The following is a 14,904-nucleotide window of genomic DNA, read 5'->3' as shown; positions in this document are numbered from 1 at the left end:
AGTGATTTTCATGCCGATAATCCTGTCCGCAAACTTTGCTAGGTCAGCCCGCGCATTCTTTTTATTTGAGTAAACGGCAATTACGCCATTACAATCTGACAATACATAAACCATAATTACCTCCAATCAACGGCCCTTCCAGCCGTCCGGTGGATTCAGTCACTGCTGTAATTACCTTTCAAGCCAATTCGTTTTAACGTTTCTACGTCCAGCCTTATGCCGTCCACTGGTACGTGGTACTTAGCGCTAAATTTATCCGGTCCGATCTGCTCGATCTCCCCATGATGTTTACGACACAACGCCATTACATGCCGTTTAGTGTGGTCAACGATAGTCCGATTCATTCCGGCACCAATAACATCAACATGATGAATGTCGGCCCGATTACCGCAAATCATGCAAACTCGATGGCGACAGCACTCAAACAAGTAATACTCCTGATCACGGGGCAATAGCTCATAGCCCTTCTTAAACGGCACACGCCACTCAAACATGAAATCGATAACTAGGTCGAGCAATACATTTGCGTCGCTAACACTCGATTTTGTGACGTCTGACAGACTTATCTGCTTGCCATTCGTATAAATCTGATACTGCAAGTAAAAGAGTGACTTCAAATAGTCTTGAGGTGTGACCGACCAGTCAGCGATGTCATTTAACAGCGCGAAGAATAGGCGTCGCTGTTGTGGTCTAGCTTTGCGCGTGTCGGCTATTTCCCAGTCCATGTAGAATTGGTCTCGTGTACCGCTAACAGTCTCTACATGGTCCAAATTGGGCATTTCGTCCAATTCTGTGACTAGATAAATCTTGCCTTCACTCTCGACTAGCTGAGTTCTTGATTGTTGCATTTAATTCACCCGGTGTAGTGTTGAACCGTCTTGCAACTTAGTCATTAAATCGTTCCAGTTAAAAGGGCATATTGTCCGGAACATCATCGGACATGCCTCCCCGATAGTTCGCGTTGGAATACCCAGCACCAGTGTTGTTTGACAGTGGTGCTTGTGTGCCAAACGCATTGGTCTGACCAGCAGGCTGGTTCCCAAAACCACTGGCGTTTGGTTTAACAGCACTTTTACTGCCAAATCCGTTACTTGGTGTGTTTGCCTGTCCTTGCGGGCGCATCTTGCCGTTTGGCTTGCTCCCGTCTGGCATAAATGCTTGATACCCTCGAACAACAAGGTACGTCTTGCCGTTTTGACCAGTCTCCCAATCAACATTCACAGCCAGTCTGTTACCAACTGCTTGACTAACAAATTGTTCAACTGAATCAAACGCCGTTCCATCCGCAGCGCCTAATGCCACAGCAATAGTGCTAAATCGCTTGGCCGATTGGTCCGCTTTCTCTTTGGTTGACCCGTCCCAAACTTCATTGTCGAATCGAATCTGACCGCCAGCATACTTACCATCGATAACCTCGTAGTCAAAAACCGCCATCGGCTTACCAGTTTGCTTACTATTGGTGAATTGAGAACTAGGCGCAACAACAACGTTGTAGGTACCCGCTTCCTCTACTGTTTGTCCGAAAACATTCTTTGAATCTGCTGTAAATAAAGCCATATTTATTTCTCTCCCTTAGGTTTAATTAGTTCATCCGCATTAATCAACTTACGTTCATCAATTCTGTTTTTCGCATGATTGCCCTTCTCCGGATCCATATCGATCATCCGTTTACCATCTTTCAGATAAATCCGACCAACTAGGTCAAACAATCCTGTGAAAGCATTAAAGGTCTTCTCATTCATATCGGCTGCGAATCGACCATCGTTATTCATGCCGTCCGAACCGTTATCAATCTGATGGGCAGTTGCATAGATGGTTTTGCCGCTCTCTTTTAGGATTGTTCCAAGGTCACGAAACCACAGTTGCAACGCTTGATAGTTTTGTCGGTTATCCTTGGAATCATTGATATTTGCTAGTACCAAGTTCTGCAGGGCCGTCACGTTGTCAAGTACAATAATTTGATACTTGGGATTAGCAATTGCTCGCATAATCATTTGTTCAACGAGTCCCTGCACATTTGGTGCATCCTGATGTTCAAAAATAACAACATCTACATCTTTGTTACCAATCAGCACGTTACTCGACAGGTCAAAGCTGAACAGTAACTTGTGTCCTACAAATTGTCTAACCAAGGACGTTTTGCCAGTTCCGCCGTCACCATAGATAAAATACATATTTGGAATCACGGGAATCTTCCCATCCTCATAAAACTTCATATTGTCACCTACAAATCAAATTTAACGGATTCACCGGCCGGCTTTTCGGCCACACCATCCACAATTTGACCGTCATCTAATACAAATTTACCGTTGATGATTGAGCCAGCTTTCTTCAGGTCCTTCTTGTTGACTTCCTCCTTAACTCGGATAAATTCTTTGATGCCCTGATCACGTAACGATTTCAGCACAGTCGCATCCTCATACTTCAATCCGGCAGGAGTTTTACGAGTTGTGACCTTACCGTGTGGCGTATCGATTTTGAACTTTTTGTCGTGCTGGCGTTCCCGGTAAAGATAATCTTTAAGCAAGTTCTCAAAATATTCCCGACTTGCTTGGTTTTCAGTTAGCTTCCGATCCCGCCACGCAATGGTCTGGTCCATATCTGCCTTGGCGGCATTCTGAACCTCCGTATTGTGTTCCTCAATAGCCTGTAGCTTTCGCATTGCCCAATCGGCAGATTGCAATGAGTCAATCTGAAAGCCCTCATGCTCACGTTCGTTAATCGTGGTCAGTTCTTCTTTTAACAATGAGTTCAACATTATTCGATCCCCCGTAATTCATTAAGTTGTTCGTCAGCGTCGTCAAGCAATTTGTATAGCCGTGTCAGTGAAACCGTGTCACCAATCCAGATAGTTCCGATTAGGACTTCAAGCATATTAATCCGTGCGAGTGTGGCATTAATCAACGACTTAATTGCCATTAAAACCACCCCCGAACTCGTTGCCAAACACTCGGCTTGGGCGTATGATAAACACGTAGATAAATTTGATTAACTTCTAATTTAGTACCCGCTACTGGCTGCAACCGGTGGTGGGTATTTTGTTGTTTGAGCCAAATTTCAAATGGTACTCTGCTTACTTTTTTCATAAAATCCTCCTAATTTACAACTTTTAGCGCTGACGCAAACATTACGAATTTTTTGCCACGATTTCCTTTTACAATTGCAACTTGGCGTGAAGTCTTGCCATACGGATCCGGCTTGATTTCCATTACTTGGCCGGTGCCACCTTTGACCATCAGCCGACCCAGTGCATAAACGCTGGAATAGCTCACACGATCGCCAACTTTAACCATCAAATCGACCTCCTAAATTCCAAACATGTTAACGACTTCTTTGACCATTTGCCACCAGCCAACTTGGATTGACCGGACTAGCAAACCGAGTAAAACGATTCCGTATAAAATTTCCATTTTAATCCTCCGTCTTGAACATGGATCAACAACTACCCGCCTAGGTTTTTAGTTATTCAATTGCTGATGATCCATTAACCACTTGCTAACAGCTGGTGCATACCACTTTCCGTCACCTTCAGGCTTGGGGAAGCCATTCTTATTGCGATAATGCTTGTCAAACGCATCAACTTTAATACCAAACTCGGCATCAAATTCTTTACGTCCAATCATTTTATGATCAACAGCTTGTTGACTACGCCCATCCGCGATTCCTTGTTCATATGCTTGCGTGAAGAGTTTCGACAAAGCACTTATCAAACTGTCCATCCCGGTCACTCCTTTCGGTGTACCTTTAATTGTTAATTCCACCCAACTCGCCTCCTATGCTGGCTGTTCAACTAATGGCATGATTCCCTTTGACTTTAAAAAGTCGTATAAGAACTTTTGCCCCGCCTGCGTCCACTTCATCGTGTTACGTACCTGCTTGATGCTATCGCTATTCGTATACTCGTATGGTTCAACGTGCGTATAGCCTTCGTCTTGATACTTCGCGTACAATAGCCACGTTTTGCCTTGCCTGTATTGAATGCCTAAACCATGTAGCAACTTGTTAAACTCACGTGTCGAGTAACCGTAGTTCTTAGCAATCATTGAGATTGTTTCCAGTCCCTTGTTAGCTAACATGCTATCGGTGTAATCCGCCTTGGGCTGTAGCACTGAAATTTTTTCTGCTTGATCAGCAGCCAAACGTAATGCTTCTGGCAACGTAGATGGCACTTGAAATTTAACTTGTTCTTCCATAGAGTTGAATGCCTCAATGTACTGAAGTTTAAATTTAAGTGCCTTATCTCCCGTGAATCCCATTGCTAGCAAAGTGAAACCGTCACGATTCATGTAGAAAGCCCGGCGATTACGGCCGTAGCTATCTGGAATATTTGTTTCACTGAACATCTGCGCAAAATTGCGCACATCTTTTTTAAGATTAGTGATAGCTTTCAAAACATCTCGATGGTTCTTTTCAAATACCTCTGCCACTTGCAAGCTACTAGTAACGGCTTGCTTATTCTTCATAATTACTAAATCATTCATGTGATCATTCCTTTCATTGAATTCCTAAAATTTTGGCCATTTGTGACCGAATCCGTCTTGACTTGGGTTCGTTGCCACCTTTGATTGCACGGTTAACTTGTGAAGGCATGACCTTTTCGGACTTAGTGGTAAGCATTTCAGCCATTTCTTTTTGAGAAATTTTGTGGCGGCTCAATGCAGTTTTGTATTTAATTTCAATTTCCAATGCGACATCTTCGATTGTTTGTTCTGGCATTTTTACTCCTCCTTTACACAATTTATTCATCAAGTTATTGACTTTAATTAAACTATAGTTTAATATTGAGGCGTATTAAATAAGCAATTCAAAACCTACTACTACCGCAATTCCTCGCCAAAGTTATTGTTTTGATAGATGTGTTTTTTTGTTGCTTAATTACTTGATGAACTAATAATACAACTATAGTTTAATAATTGCAACATTTTTATAACTAAAGTTTATTTGTTGTTCATCAAACATGGGAGAAATACCATTATGACAATGTTTGATAGAATAAAAGAAATTTCTAAAAAGAGAGGGTTAACCCTTGCCCAATTAAACGAAAAAGTGGGATTTAAACAGAATGTTATTTATTCGTGGAAAACAAAAACACCTTCTGTCGACAAGGTCAAAGCCGTTGCTGATGTTCTAAATGTTTCTGTTGATTACTTATTGGGCAATACAGATAATCCAGAGCCCTCTACTTCATCTGATGACTTGACAAAGAATCAAAAATTAATTGCCTACTCCATTGACCCGGATATATCAGATGAGGAACGTCAGGCCATAATAAATATGGTCAAGGAAGCAATGAAATTTCGTCGTAGACTGTAGGTGACCGGTATGACAGACTTGGAAAAGATTGAAGATATGTATCCACAACTTAAATTTTGGGGTATCGAAGTCAACAATCCACACTATCACGGCTGTATCGTCGGCACTGACGTCTATATCAATACTCTTCAAGATGACATTGATTGGCTTAAAACAGCATTGCATGAGGCTTCACACTATGAAAATAATAGCGGCAACCTAACGAACGCAAGATTAGTGGAAGTATTACGCGCTGAAGGATATGCTGACAGGCAATCTATACGGAGTTTCAATATTATGTTCGGATAACTTATAGACCAGATACGGATGTCGGTAAAAGCTGAAATTTATTGGAGGAATTTATTATGAGTAAAAAGGTGACAGGGGAAGACGGGAAAACTTATGTTGTTAAAGAGAAAAAGCCTTGGTACAAAAAATGGTGGGTTTGGGTCATTGCAATTATTGTTGTAATTTTTCTATTTGCTATGTTTGGCGGATCTGACTCTGATAGTAGCTCTAGTAACACCAGTTCAACCGCAAAAAGCTCTAGCAAAAAGAAACAAACCGTTGAAAAAAACACAGCTAAAGCTGTGATACTCGGAGCGGGAACTTATAAAGTCGGCCGTGATATTCAACCAGGACGCTATGTTATTCGAGCAAAGTCTGGAAGTGGGAACGTTTCCGGTGACAATGACTTAAACCTTATCCTTGGAACCACAGTTGACAATGATTTAGGGCAAGTCGACAGTTACACAACCGATTTAAAGAAGAATGCTGAAGTTAAACTAGAAAGCTTGCAGTCTGTTACTTTCACTCCTACACCAGCCAAGCGCTCGTTTAAGACGACACTATCCGCAGGAGACTGGGTAGTAGGGAAAGACATCAAAGCTGGTCGTTATGAAATCACAGCCCTACAAGGTAGTGGTAATTTAACTACTGATGATGGAGATCTTAATGAAATTCTGGGTACTACTTCCGATAAGGATTCAGGACAAGTGACAAAAGTTAATGTTGACTTGTCAAATGGACAAGTTCTCAACAATGCACTTGAAAGCATTAAGCTAACCGCAAAATAGTAAATATATTTTGCACCCTGCCCACTACCAGCCTAGCGGGCAACATGCGAGCGTAGTTCAACGGTAGAACATGTCCATCAATAATAGAGTCCCCGCTCTTAACAACTACTATGCAGGTTCGACTCCTGCCGCTCGCATTAAAATAAAGAAAGAAGGCATACTATGCATCAAGATATTTCAAGGTACGAACTAATAGAAGATATTATCAGTGACTTAACAGTCTTTGTAAAATCTGACGCCATTCTCTACCTATCAAAAGATAGCTATTCCGAAGCAGAATACGACCGTATGCTTAAAGGAATTAAAGACGATTTGGTGACACGCTTCAAGCAAGGAAAGGAATAGTAAAATTTTGCAAGTCAAGCCAATTGAATCATTTCAGTTGGCATCTTGCGAGCGTAGTTCAACGGTAGAACAGTACTCCTTTGAATTGCTAACTAGATACTTTCAGATGTAGGTCCGACTCCTGCCGCTCGCGTTGCAACAAAAAAAGCACATCCCCTCCCGCCAAGAAGTAAGATGTGCTGCCAATAAAAGCCAGTGGATTGCTCCGCTCTTTTTACATACATAATATTATCACAACTAAGGAGGTGATGCCTGCAAGTCCTTAAAATTCTACCCGCCTAGGTGAAATTTAAGGAGGAAATATAAATGGCAAGTATTAATAAGCGTGGTAAAAAATGGAATGCGCGTGTTTCATATTACGATGATTTAGGGAATCGTAAATTTATCAATCAAGGTGGTTTTCGAACTAAGCGTGAAGCTCAAGAATGGGCTAACCAAAATGAAATTGATGTTAGCAATGGTATAAATCCAAGATTAGGTAAGCAACTATTTACGGATTACTTTTTAAAATGGTATCAGACTTATAAGGAGCCAATTTTAGCAAAGTCCAGTCGATTACGTTATCAGTATACACTTGGAATTGTTAATAATTATTTTGCGGGCAAACGGTTAGATGAAATAACACGCACCGATTATCAGAAGTTTCTAAACGATTATGCCAATCCTGTAGGTCGAAGCCCTCGTTCGCTTAGCAGCTCCGAAAAAGTTAACGTGCAAATTAAGTCAGCCGTCCAATATGCTATTGATGATGGTATTATTAAGCGCAATTTTACAGCGCACACTAAAATTAGTGGGCGCCCAGAAAAGCCTAAAGAAATGAAATATTTAGACGGTAAAGATGCGGAAAAGCTGACTTGCGCGCTTGAATCAGACTTAACGTTTGCTCATTTAACTAAGCTGATGGCGTTGGTTAGTTTGCAAACTGGTGCTCGTTACAGCGAAGTTGCCGGTCTAACATGGGATTGTTTCTCTTTTGACTTCAAAACCCTGAGAATCAATAAGACCTGGGATACATTACAACGAAATGGATTCGCTGATACCAAAAACGAACAGTCCAAGCGGCTAATAAAAATTACTGATCACTTAGCTGATATTTTAAAAAGTTTTCACGCCCTACAGATTATAAAGTTAAAAGAACTAGGAATTGATAATCCACTTGATTTAATATTTATTAATCAGTATGGACGTGTACCGGACAACACAAGCGCCAATCAGACGCTTCACAGAGTTTTAAAACGTATTGGGTCTAAAGATATTACCTTTCACGGACTGCGCCATACACACGCTTCATATTTGATTTACAAAGGTGTCTCAATTTACTATATCTCTGAACGATTGGGTCATTCTAATTATTCTACAACCATCCGTGTTTACTCGCACCTTTTGCGAGAAATGGAAAAAAAGGAGACGGTCAAAGCCCTTGTGGCTCTAAGTTCGATGGACGGTTTGGTGCACAAGTCGGTGCACAAATCTTACAAAAACGCCTAATGTGCACCAAAATTTGCACCAAAATATCCTTTTATACCGTTTTTTAGCGTTTTGCCAAAAACAAAAACCGCTTCATACCAACGTTTTAAGTTGATACGAAGCGGTTAGTTTGATATAAATATGACCCCATCCGGACTTGAACCGGAATCAACCGCTTAGGAGGCGGGTGCCCTATCCAGTTGTGCTATGAGGCCAAAATCAATCCGCTAATTATCATCTCACGGATTGAAAAAATTTTCAAACTTTACTTGGCAGCACGGTCGCGATTCTTTTTCCGCATGCCTTTTTTCTTCGAATGCTTATTGTGACCCTTATGTTTCTTAGGGGCATTAAATTCATTGGCTTTTACTGGTACCGCACTGCTTGGTGTTGCGCCACGTTTAACCGTATCAGGATGACCGGCCCCTTCAACACGATGCCGACCAGTCGGTGCGCCCGCATCGGAACTTGGGTGATCAAAGGTTAAGGCTGGTTTGACCTTTTCTGGTTTCGTATCAACAATTTGATAATCAACCAAGTAGCCTGGTTTCAGGTCATAGGCGGTGGGCTTCATCATTTTCTTGAAGTCCCGGATATCATGGTCATCACCCATGGTTAAGACCAAGCCTTCAGCCCCCATCCGGCCCGTTCGACCACTCCGGTGAATATAAGTTGTCACATCTTTTGGCAGTTGATAGTTAATCACAGCCGGCAATTCAGGAACATCCAGTCCCCGTGCCGCCAAATCAGTCGTCAACAAGAGTTCGACTTTTCCTTGCCGGAATAGGCGTAAGGCCTTTTCACGCTCAACTTGACGTTGATTACTCGTTAGCGCGACATAGCTCACATGCTGATGGCGTAATTCAAGGGAGACATGTTGCAATTCTTGCATTTTATTGAAGAAAACGAGGGCGCGTAAATGATCGACACGACTAATTCGTTTCAACAAATCAACCCGATGCCGATTGCCGACTTCCATCGTCCGATGACGGACCACCCCTTGTGTTTGATCAATGGCGCGGACGTCAATTTTTTCAACATTTTGACCAAACCACCGTGGTAATTCGTCCAAAATCTTCGTTTCCGTCGCTGAGAAAAAGCCTAATTGTAACGTTTCAGCAAAAGTTGCATCCAAGATTTCGCGAATTTGGTCCAAGGTTTCATCGGTTAGTAATTCATCCGCTTCATCGACAATCATCAATTTCAAATGGCCCAACTTAAGTTTGCCATCCGCAATCATATTCGTCATCCGTCCAGGGGTTCCCACCACAATTTCTGGATGCTTCTTTAACTTTTCGGCCTGCCGTTTGACATTGGCACCACCAGTAATTGCCAACACCTTCGCATCAATCAGCTTGGCCCAATCACGGACCACATTGGTTGTTTGCATCGCCAACTCTTGTGACGGCGCTAAAATCATCGCCTGGGTACCTTCGCCGACACGAATTGCTTCTAACATTGGCCAAGTAAACGCTAAGGTTTTCCCTGAACCAGTCGGCGCTAAGCCTAAAACAGAAAGCCCTTCAGCCATTGGCGTTGCGACTGCCGTTTGAATCGGTGAGAATTCGGTGAATCCCGCCGCGGCAAATTTTTCTTTAAATACGTCTAACATAGTTCCTCATTTCTATTTAGCGGGCAACTGTCGTTCAGCATCACTGAAATAAATGTGACCGGATTGCCGTAAATTAAATAATAGTTGATTGACATTGCGGCTGAGTTGCCGCCAATTTTGATAATCGGTTTGATGACTAACTGGATCGTTAATGACGGCCGCAAAATCACGGGCTTCGGCCAACATGGGATTAGCGTCGGGCTGAACCCCAATCGTTGTGACCTGACCGTCGGCGTCGTGATAAGCCACTTGCGCCAATTCAGCGGGGTTATTCATAACGATGGCATCGCGCAACCCATTGATTTCAGACGGTAAAAATGACTGACTCGTCTTGCCAACATTCAAAGTCACGGTAAACTTAGGATAGCGCAACACGGCCACCCCTTTGCCATCCACATTGGTTCGCGTCAGCGTTGGGGTATACGTCGCGGTATCCGGCATGCCAAACCAGCTCACGGCATCATAGGCCAAGTAAACACCCAAGTCTTGCAGGGCACCACCAGCAAATTTCAACGAAAAAACATTCGGTGTCTCACCAGCCAAAACCGCATCATATCTGGACGAGTACTTCATATAAGTCAACGTCGCCCCTTGGATCTGAGGCATTTTTGCGAGCTGAGCTTGAATCTGCTTGAAGTTAACTTCATGAATTTGGCGTGCCGCTTCGAACAACAGGCAGTGCGGATGAGCGGCCAAGCAGGCATCCAGTTCCGCAAATTCAACTGGATTCGTCACTACAGGCTTTTCAACAATCACATGTTTTTCATAGGCCAAGGCCAACTTCGCTTGTTCAAAATGTAAGCTATTCGGTGACGCAATATAAACCGCATCAAAACTACCTTTGGCAAAGAACTCGGTTAACTCATCAAAGGTTTCAGGGGCATGATTCGTCGCCGCGAAGGCCTTTGCCCGCGCCATCTGTCGTGAATAAACTGTCGTCAACTGCCACTCACCAGACGCGTTCGCCGCATCAATAAATTGTTGCGTAATCCAGTTCGTCCCAATGATTCCTAATTTTAACATACTCAACCGTCCTCCAAATCAATGTAACCGTTTTTATTTTGACCGTTGTACTTTAGTTATACTCATAGTTTACCCCATTTAGGCCCTGTTTCGGGACTTTCGACCGTAAAATCGTAAAGATTGCACTGCCTTCAAGCGACAGTGACAATCAGAAACGCCACTCACAACCACATCTCAATTTCTCTTGTTTTCGTTAACTAGGCCGCCCAAGATTTTACGAAATATTACTTTCTTTACTAATAGGTAACAGTGGTCTAAAACCTTTGCTAAGAAACAGGTTATTGCGTGACGGCGTCCTTTCATTAGTGGTATATTTTAAGAGTAAACTTAATGAAAGAAGGTTGATCCGGTGAAGCGACGTGGCGCCATCCTATTTGGCTTATCATTATTGGCAGGACTCTCAAGCACTTTTCTCCGTAAACAGCACGCTTCAAAAACGACAACAGGTGATTTAGCTGTCTTTTATGCTGGGACATGGACTTATCGCGACGAAGAACATCACCGGGATCACAAGCTTGAAATTGATCCAAATATGATCATTCGTATCGACGGACGGGCCATGCCAGCAACGGTGGAATCCATTTCACCTAGCGAACTTGTCTTACTGGATAAATACGGCTTTCACTTACAAGTTAAAGCCAATGAACAGCGACCAGTGAGTTTATTTGACGAAGCGGACAATCGCAATTACGTGATTCTCTCCCCAGGTATGCTCAACAAAGCTGCTGACTAAAAATTGCGACCATAACCGGTCGCAATTTTTTATTGGTCTAGTTTAATCCTGCAGCCACTAAATCTTGATAGTCTTGATTGGAACCGTTAAAAACGACCCCAGTAAATTCTTGACTCGTGCCATTTTGACGGTACACCGCGCGATCAGAATAATTCATGAAGATCACCCGTTTCGGCTGATGATGGGTGTCGCTAGTCGCTAACCACAATGGCGATTTAGTAATCACCGGTTTAACCAGCTGTTTCGTGACCGCTGGTGCTGCCCAGATGACACAAGTTCGATTATAATGCTCAGTTAATTTTAATACCAAGGCACGCAACTGCGTCTGCGTTTTTCGCAGCGAGACCGTTTTCGCGGTATAGTCGCCATAATATTGAACTTGAATGGCAATCGGCAGATTACCGATATTGTTTCCAACCACTTTTTCAAAATAAGCCGCTTGCGCCTTGCCAGAACTGGAAAAACTGAATACTTGTGAGACCCCGACACCAAGGTTAGTGCCCAGAATCCGTGAATAATTGCTGGCAAAGTTATCATCTGTATAACTGGCCCCTTGCGTTGATTTGAGATACACAAACTTCAAGCCATCGTGCGCCAGCGCATCAAAGTCCAAATAGCCATCATTTTGTGTGACCGCGATACCGCGAATATTAAAGCCTTTGACTACCGCCGTTTGGCGATTATGTAGCCCTTGTAGGCCGCCCCAAACAAGCCCAGCAATGAGCAACAGGCTTATCAACCAGCCCAAACGACGGCGCCATTTAGCCCCGCGAGTTTGCGCATATACTGGTCGAAAATGCTGTCGTTTCGTCATATCACCCATCCCATCTGACTAGCAAATTTTATCTAAAGTTCTGTCCGTGTCCGACTGATTGTTTGGCGAACACGACCCAAACTCGCCGCCATTTTCACATTGCCATGAACGGCTGTCATTAAAAATAAACTATCAATAATACTCATTTGCGCAATTAGCGACGTTAAGCCTTCCGAACGGTAGTTAACTTCTTCCGCCACGGAAATGAACGCGACCGTGCTGCCTTGGGCCAACGGGGAATTACCAAAACTCGTTAAAGCAATCACCGGCACCTTTTGGGCAACTAATGTCGCTAAGAGCTGTAACGTCTGCTGATTGCGACCCGTATGTGAAATCACTACCGCCACGTCTTTCGCAGTCATTTGAGCGGCTTGCATCAATTGCATATCATAGTCACTATTTTGGGCGCAAAAAATCCCAGTCCGGACAAACTTGTGATAGCCATCCAAGGCCGCCACGGCTGACCCACCCAGCCCGTAGAAGCCGATCGTGTGGGCAGTCGTGAGTAAGTTGACGGCCTTTGTCAAATCAGCTTCGGTCATGACCTGGCTCGTTTGGTCCAGTGAACTGCGAATACTGCTAAAGGTCGAATCCGCAATTCCTTTAAACGTCGTCTGCTTTTCAACATCCTGAAAAGTTTCGGCGTTAGTTCGCTCCTGCGGTTCTGCGGCAGTCAACTCCCGTGAAAAGTCGCGGAAGCTATTAAAACTAATACGTTTGACAAAGCGTGAGACTGTCGCTGTTGAAACACCTACCGCCGCTGCCAAGTCTGAAATTGATTGGGCCGCCGTCTTCACGGGGTCCTGAATAATGTAATCCGCAATTTTGCGATCGGTGTGACTCAAATTAGGATAGTACGACCGAATCAAGGTCAAAACGCGATTACGATGTGTGGCTTTTGCAGACACGCTGCCCCACCTCCATGACCAAATTTTACCACAGTTCTTAACTCCCCGTAGATTTCTCATTGCGACCGCTACCAAAGATGACTAAACTAAGAGTATTAAAGCCTCTGAAAGGAACCCAATTATGACAGAAATTATTGGTGTCGACATCGGCACAACTAGCACTAAAGTCGTCTTATACGATCAAGCGGGCACGATGATTGCCAGTGCCAACCACGGCTATCCACTTTATCAAACGACGCCTGGCATGGCCGAAGAAAGTCCCACGGCCATCTATGAGGCGGTGATTGCTGGACTGACAGAAGTGACAGCGAAAGCGACGCAACCAGTGGCGGGAATCAGTTTTTCTGCGGCGATGCACAGCTTGATTTTACTTGACGACCATTTCACTCCGCTGACCCGCATGCTTACTTGGGCAGACAATCGGGCCGCGGCGGCCGCAGCGCAATTACGCGCACGGCCCGACGCCCACGACCTCTACTTGCGAACTGGCACACCAATCCATCCGATGACGCCACTTTCAAAGTTAGTTTGGCTAGCAACGACGCAGCCAAAATTGCAGGCACAGGCCCGTTGGTTCGTCGACATCAAAGCCTACATTTTACAACGGCTCTGTGGTCAATTGGTGACCGACTATTCAATCGCCAATGCAACTGGTCTCTTTAATTTACATCAACTCACTTGGGATCAGCAAGCCTTAGCGCTCGCGCAGGTCCGCGCCGATCAACTGCCACAATTGGTCGACACCACGACGCAACTCACGGGCCTAACGCCGGCATTGGCTGATCAGCTTAAACTCGCGCCAGAGACGCCGTTGATTGTGGGTGCCAGTGATGGTTGCCTGGCTAATCTGGGTGTCAATGCCATTGATCCTGGGATCGCCGCCGTCACCATTGGGACTTCGGGCGCGGTTCGCGTGATCACTGATCAACCGCAACTCGATCCCGAAGGCCGGCTCTTTTGTTACTACCTCGCCCCCAAACGCTGGGTCATCGGTGGACCGGTGAATAATGGTGGCAACGTCTTGCACTGGGTTCAAGAAACCTTATTCGCCGCTGAAAAAGCCACCACTGGTCACGATAACTATGACTTAATTACGGGTCTGGCGGCCAAAGTTCCGGCTGGGAGTCATGGGCTGCTCATGCATCCATATTTAAATGGTGAACGCGCGCCACTTTGGGATGCGAATGCGCGTGGCGCTTATTTCGGATTAACCGCCCGGCATACGCGCGCAGAAATGGCCCGCGCGGCATTGGAAGGCATCTGTTTCAATCTGGCCCACGTTGCCAAAATGGTCCAAGCCTTGACTGGACCCTTTACAAACTTGCAGGCCAGCGGCGGCTTTACGCGTTCCGAAACATGGCTTCAGATTTTAGCGGATACCTTTGACACGACCGTCACCATTCCGGCCAGCTTTGAAAGTTCCAGCTTGGGCGCGGCAATTTTAGGCTTTGACAGTTTAGGCGTCATTTCCGATCTGAGTGCCGCGCAAACGATGGTTCAACCCGATCAACAACGGCAACCAAACGCGACAAACGTTGCCGTCTATCGCGACTTATATCCGATTTATGAACAGTTAGCCACGGCTTACCAACCCATTTATCAACAATTAGCGAAATTTAACTAAAAATAGTGTC

21 protein-coding genes and 3 tRNA genes are annotated in these 14,904 nt (G+C 44.4%); 9 read left to right on the top strand and 15 right to left on the bottom strand.

Annotated elements, in window-relative coordinates:
• Positions 1-155: 155 nt before the first annotated feature.
• From FFM74_RS02005 to FFM74_RS01970, 10 genes are all read right to left on the bottom strand, one after another.
• Positions 156-848 carry a putative HNHc nuclease gene (locus tag FFM74_RS02005; RefSeq protein WP_137624953.1) on the bottom strand — a complete coding sequence of 231 codons (693 nt, stop codon included), beginning with the start codon at positions 846-848 and terminating at the stop codon, positions 156-158.
• A 58-nt stretch (positions 849-906) separates the two neighbouring features.
• Positions 907-1,557, bottom strand: coding sequence for a DUF669 domain-containing protein (locus FFM74_RS02000; protein ID WP_137624952.1), 651 nt, complete (start codon positions 1,555-1,557; stop codon positions 907-909).
• A 2-nt stretch (positions 1,558-1,559) separates the two neighbouring features.
• Entirely contained in the window at positions 1,560-2,216 is a 657-nt protein-coding gene (locus FFM74_RS01995) for an AAA family ATPase (protein WP_137624951.1), read from the bottom strand.
• An 8-nt stretch (positions 2,217-2,224) separates the two neighbouring features.
• Positions 2,225-2,746 carry a host-nuclease inhibitor Gam family protein gene (locus FFM74_RS01990; RefSeq protein ID WP_223877133.1) on the bottom strand — a complete coding sequence of 174 codons (522 nt, stop codon included), beginning with the start codon at positions 2,744-2,746 and terminating at the stop codon, positions 2,225-2,227.
• A gap of 11 nt (positions 2,747-2,757) precedes the next feature.
• Positions 2,758-2,919 carry a hypothetical protein gene (locus FFM74_RS13600; protein WP_171000623.1) on the bottom strand — a complete coding sequence of 54 codons (162 nt, stop codon included), beginning with the start codon at positions 2,917-2,919 and terminating at the stop codon, positions 2,758-2,760.
• Positions 2,919-3,086 (bottom strand): hypothetical protein, encoded by a 168-nt coding sequence (locus FFM74_RS13595; RefSeq protein ID WP_171000622.1) that lies wholly within the window; start codon positions 3,084-3,086, stop codon positions 2,919-2,921. Before FFM74_RS13595 ends, FFM74_RS13600 begins: the two co-directional genes overlap by 1 nt.
• 9 nt (positions 3,087-3,095) lie before the next feature.
• The gene (locus FFM74_RS01985; protein WP_137624949.1) at positions 3,096-3,293 is read right to left on the bottom strand and encodes a hypothetical protein; all 198 of its coding nucleotides are present in this window, start codon (positions 3,291-3,293) and stop codon (positions 3,096-3,098) included.
• 165 nt (positions 3,294-3,458) lie between these two features.
• Entirely contained in the window at positions 3,459-3,761 is a 303-nt protein-coding gene (locus tag FFM74_RS01980) for a hypothetical protein (RefSeq protein WP_223877132.1), read from the bottom strand.
• 12 nt (positions 3,762-3,773) lie between these two features.
• Positions 3,774-4,481 carry a phage regulatory protein/antirepressor Ant gene (locus FFM74_RS01975; protein ID WP_137624948.1) on the bottom strand — a complete coding sequence of 236 codons (708 nt, stop codon included), beginning with the start codon at positions 4,479-4,481 and terminating at the stop codon, positions 3,774-3,776.
• Positions 4,482-4,494: 13 nt separating this feature from the next.
• Entirely contained in the window at positions 4,495-4,716 is a 222-nt protein-coding gene (locus tag FFM74_RS01970; protein WP_137624947.1) for a hypothetical protein, read from the bottom strand.
• A gap of 258 nt (positions 4,717-4,974) precedes the next feature.
• Between FFM74_RS01970 and FFM74_RS01965 the strand changes: the two genes are divergently transcribed.
• The 7 genes from FFM74_RS01965 (at position 4,975) to FFM74_RS01940 (ending at position 8,201) form a co-directional block, all read left to right on the top strand.
• Positions 4,975-5,313 carry a helix-turn-helix domain-containing protein gene (locus FFM74_RS01965; RefSeq protein WP_137624946.1) on the top strand — a complete coding sequence of 113 codons (339 nt, stop codon included), beginning with the start codon at positions 4,975-4,977 and terminating at the stop codon, positions 5,311-5,313.
• A 9-nt stretch (positions 5,314-5,322) separates the two neighbouring features.
• Entirely contained in the window at positions 5,323-5,601 is a 279-nt protein-coding gene (locus FFM74_RS01960; RefSeq protein WP_137624945.1) for a hypothetical protein, read from the top strand.
• 56 nt (positions 5,602-5,657) lie between these two features.
• Positions 5,658-6,368 carry a hypothetical protein gene (locus FFM74_RS13700; protein ID WP_179951379.1) on the top strand — a complete coding sequence of 237 codons (711 nt, stop codon included), beginning with the start codon at positions 5,658-5,660 and terminating at the stop codon, positions 6,366-6,368.
• A 46-nt stretch (positions 6,369-6,414) separates the two neighbouring features.
• Positions 6,415-6,505, top strand: a tRNA-Ile gene (locus FFM74_RS01950).
• Positions 6,506-6,530: 25 nt separating this feature from the next.
• Positions 6,531-6,713, top strand: coding sequence for a hypothetical protein (locus FFM74_RS01945; protein WP_027822546.1), 183 nt, complete (start codon positions 6,531-6,533; stop codon positions 6,711-6,713).
• 47 nt (positions 6,714-6,760) lie between these two features.
• Positions 6,761-6,846 (top strand) — tRNA-OTHER (locus FFM74_RS13590).
• Between the two features lie 173 nt (positions 6,847-7,019).
• Positions 7,020-8,201: a site-specific integrase gene (locus tag FFM74_RS01940; protein ID WP_137624944.1), complete on the top strand. Its 1,182-nt coding sequence runs from the start codon at positions 7,020-7,022 to the stop codon at positions 8,199-8,201.
• A gap of 121 nt (positions 8,202-8,322) precedes the next feature.
• Here the strand turns inward: FFM74_RS01940 and FFM74_RS01935 are convergent.
• The 3 genes from FFM74_RS01935 to FFM74_RS01925 form a co-directional block, all read right to left on the bottom strand.
• Positions 8,323-8,395: transfer RNA gene (locus tag FFM74_RS01935), tRNA-Arg, on the bottom strand.
• 50 nt (positions 8,396-8,445) lie between these two features.
• Positions 8,446-9,792, bottom strand: a complete 1,347-nt coding sequence (locus tag FFM74_RS01930) for a DEAD/DEAH box helicase (RefSeq protein ID WP_137624943.1) — start codon at positions 9,790-9,792, stop codon at positions 8,446-8,448.
• A 12-nt stretch (positions 9,793-9,804) separates the two neighbouring features.
• On the bottom strand, positions 9,805-10,815 hold the full coding sequence (locus FFM74_RS01925) for a Gfo/Idh/MocA family protein (RefSeq protein ID WP_137624942.1): 1,011 nt from the start codon (positions 10,813-10,815) through the stop codon (positions 9,805-9,807).
• 349 nt (positions 10,816-11,164) lie between these two features.
• Between FFM74_RS01925 and FFM74_RS01920 the strand changes: the two genes are divergently transcribed.
• A complete protein-coding gene (locus FFM74_RS01920) occupies positions 11,165-11,548 on the top strand; it encodes a DUF4828 domain-containing protein (RefSeq protein WP_137624941.1) in 384 nt (127 codons plus the stop codon).
• Between the two features lie 37 nt (positions 11,549-11,585).
• On the opposite strand, the gene FFM74_RS01915 is transcribed toward FFM74_RS01920, so the two are convergent.
• Together FFM74_RS01915 and FFM74_RS01910 are read right to left on the bottom strand one after the other, a co-directional pair.
• The gene (locus FFM74_RS01915; protein WP_137624940.1) at positions 11,586-12,362 is read right to left on the bottom strand and encodes a GH25 family lysozyme; all 777 of its coding nucleotides are present in this window, start codon (positions 12,360-12,362) and stop codon (positions 11,586-11,588) included.
• Positions 12,363-12,394: 32 nt separating this feature from the next.
• Positions 12,395-13,270 (bottom strand): MurR/RpiR family transcriptional regulator, encoded by an 876-nt coding sequence (locus FFM74_RS01910; protein ID WP_223877131.1) that lies wholly within the window; start codon positions 13,268-13,270, stop codon positions 12,395-12,397.
• Between the two features lie 121 nt (positions 13,271-13,391).
• On the opposite strand from FFM74_RS01910, the gene FFM74_RS01905 reads away from it, so the two are divergent.
• Positions 13,392-14,894 (top strand): gluconokinase, encoded by a 1,503-nt coding sequence (locus FFM74_RS01905; RefSeq protein WP_137624938.1) that lies wholly within the window; start codon positions 13,392-13,394, stop codon positions 14,892-14,894.
• The last annotated feature ends 10 nt before the right edge of the window (positions 14,895-14,904 follow it).

The organism is Lactiplantibacillus pingfangensis, from assembly GCF_005404945.1.
Classification (GTDB): Bacteria; Bacillota; Bacilli; order Lactobacillales; family Lactobacillaceae; genus Lactiplantibacillus; species Lactiplantibacillus pingfangensis.
The sequence above is the reverse complement of the archived record's forward strand: the minus strand, read 5'-3'. Positions and strand labels throughout refer to the sequence as shown.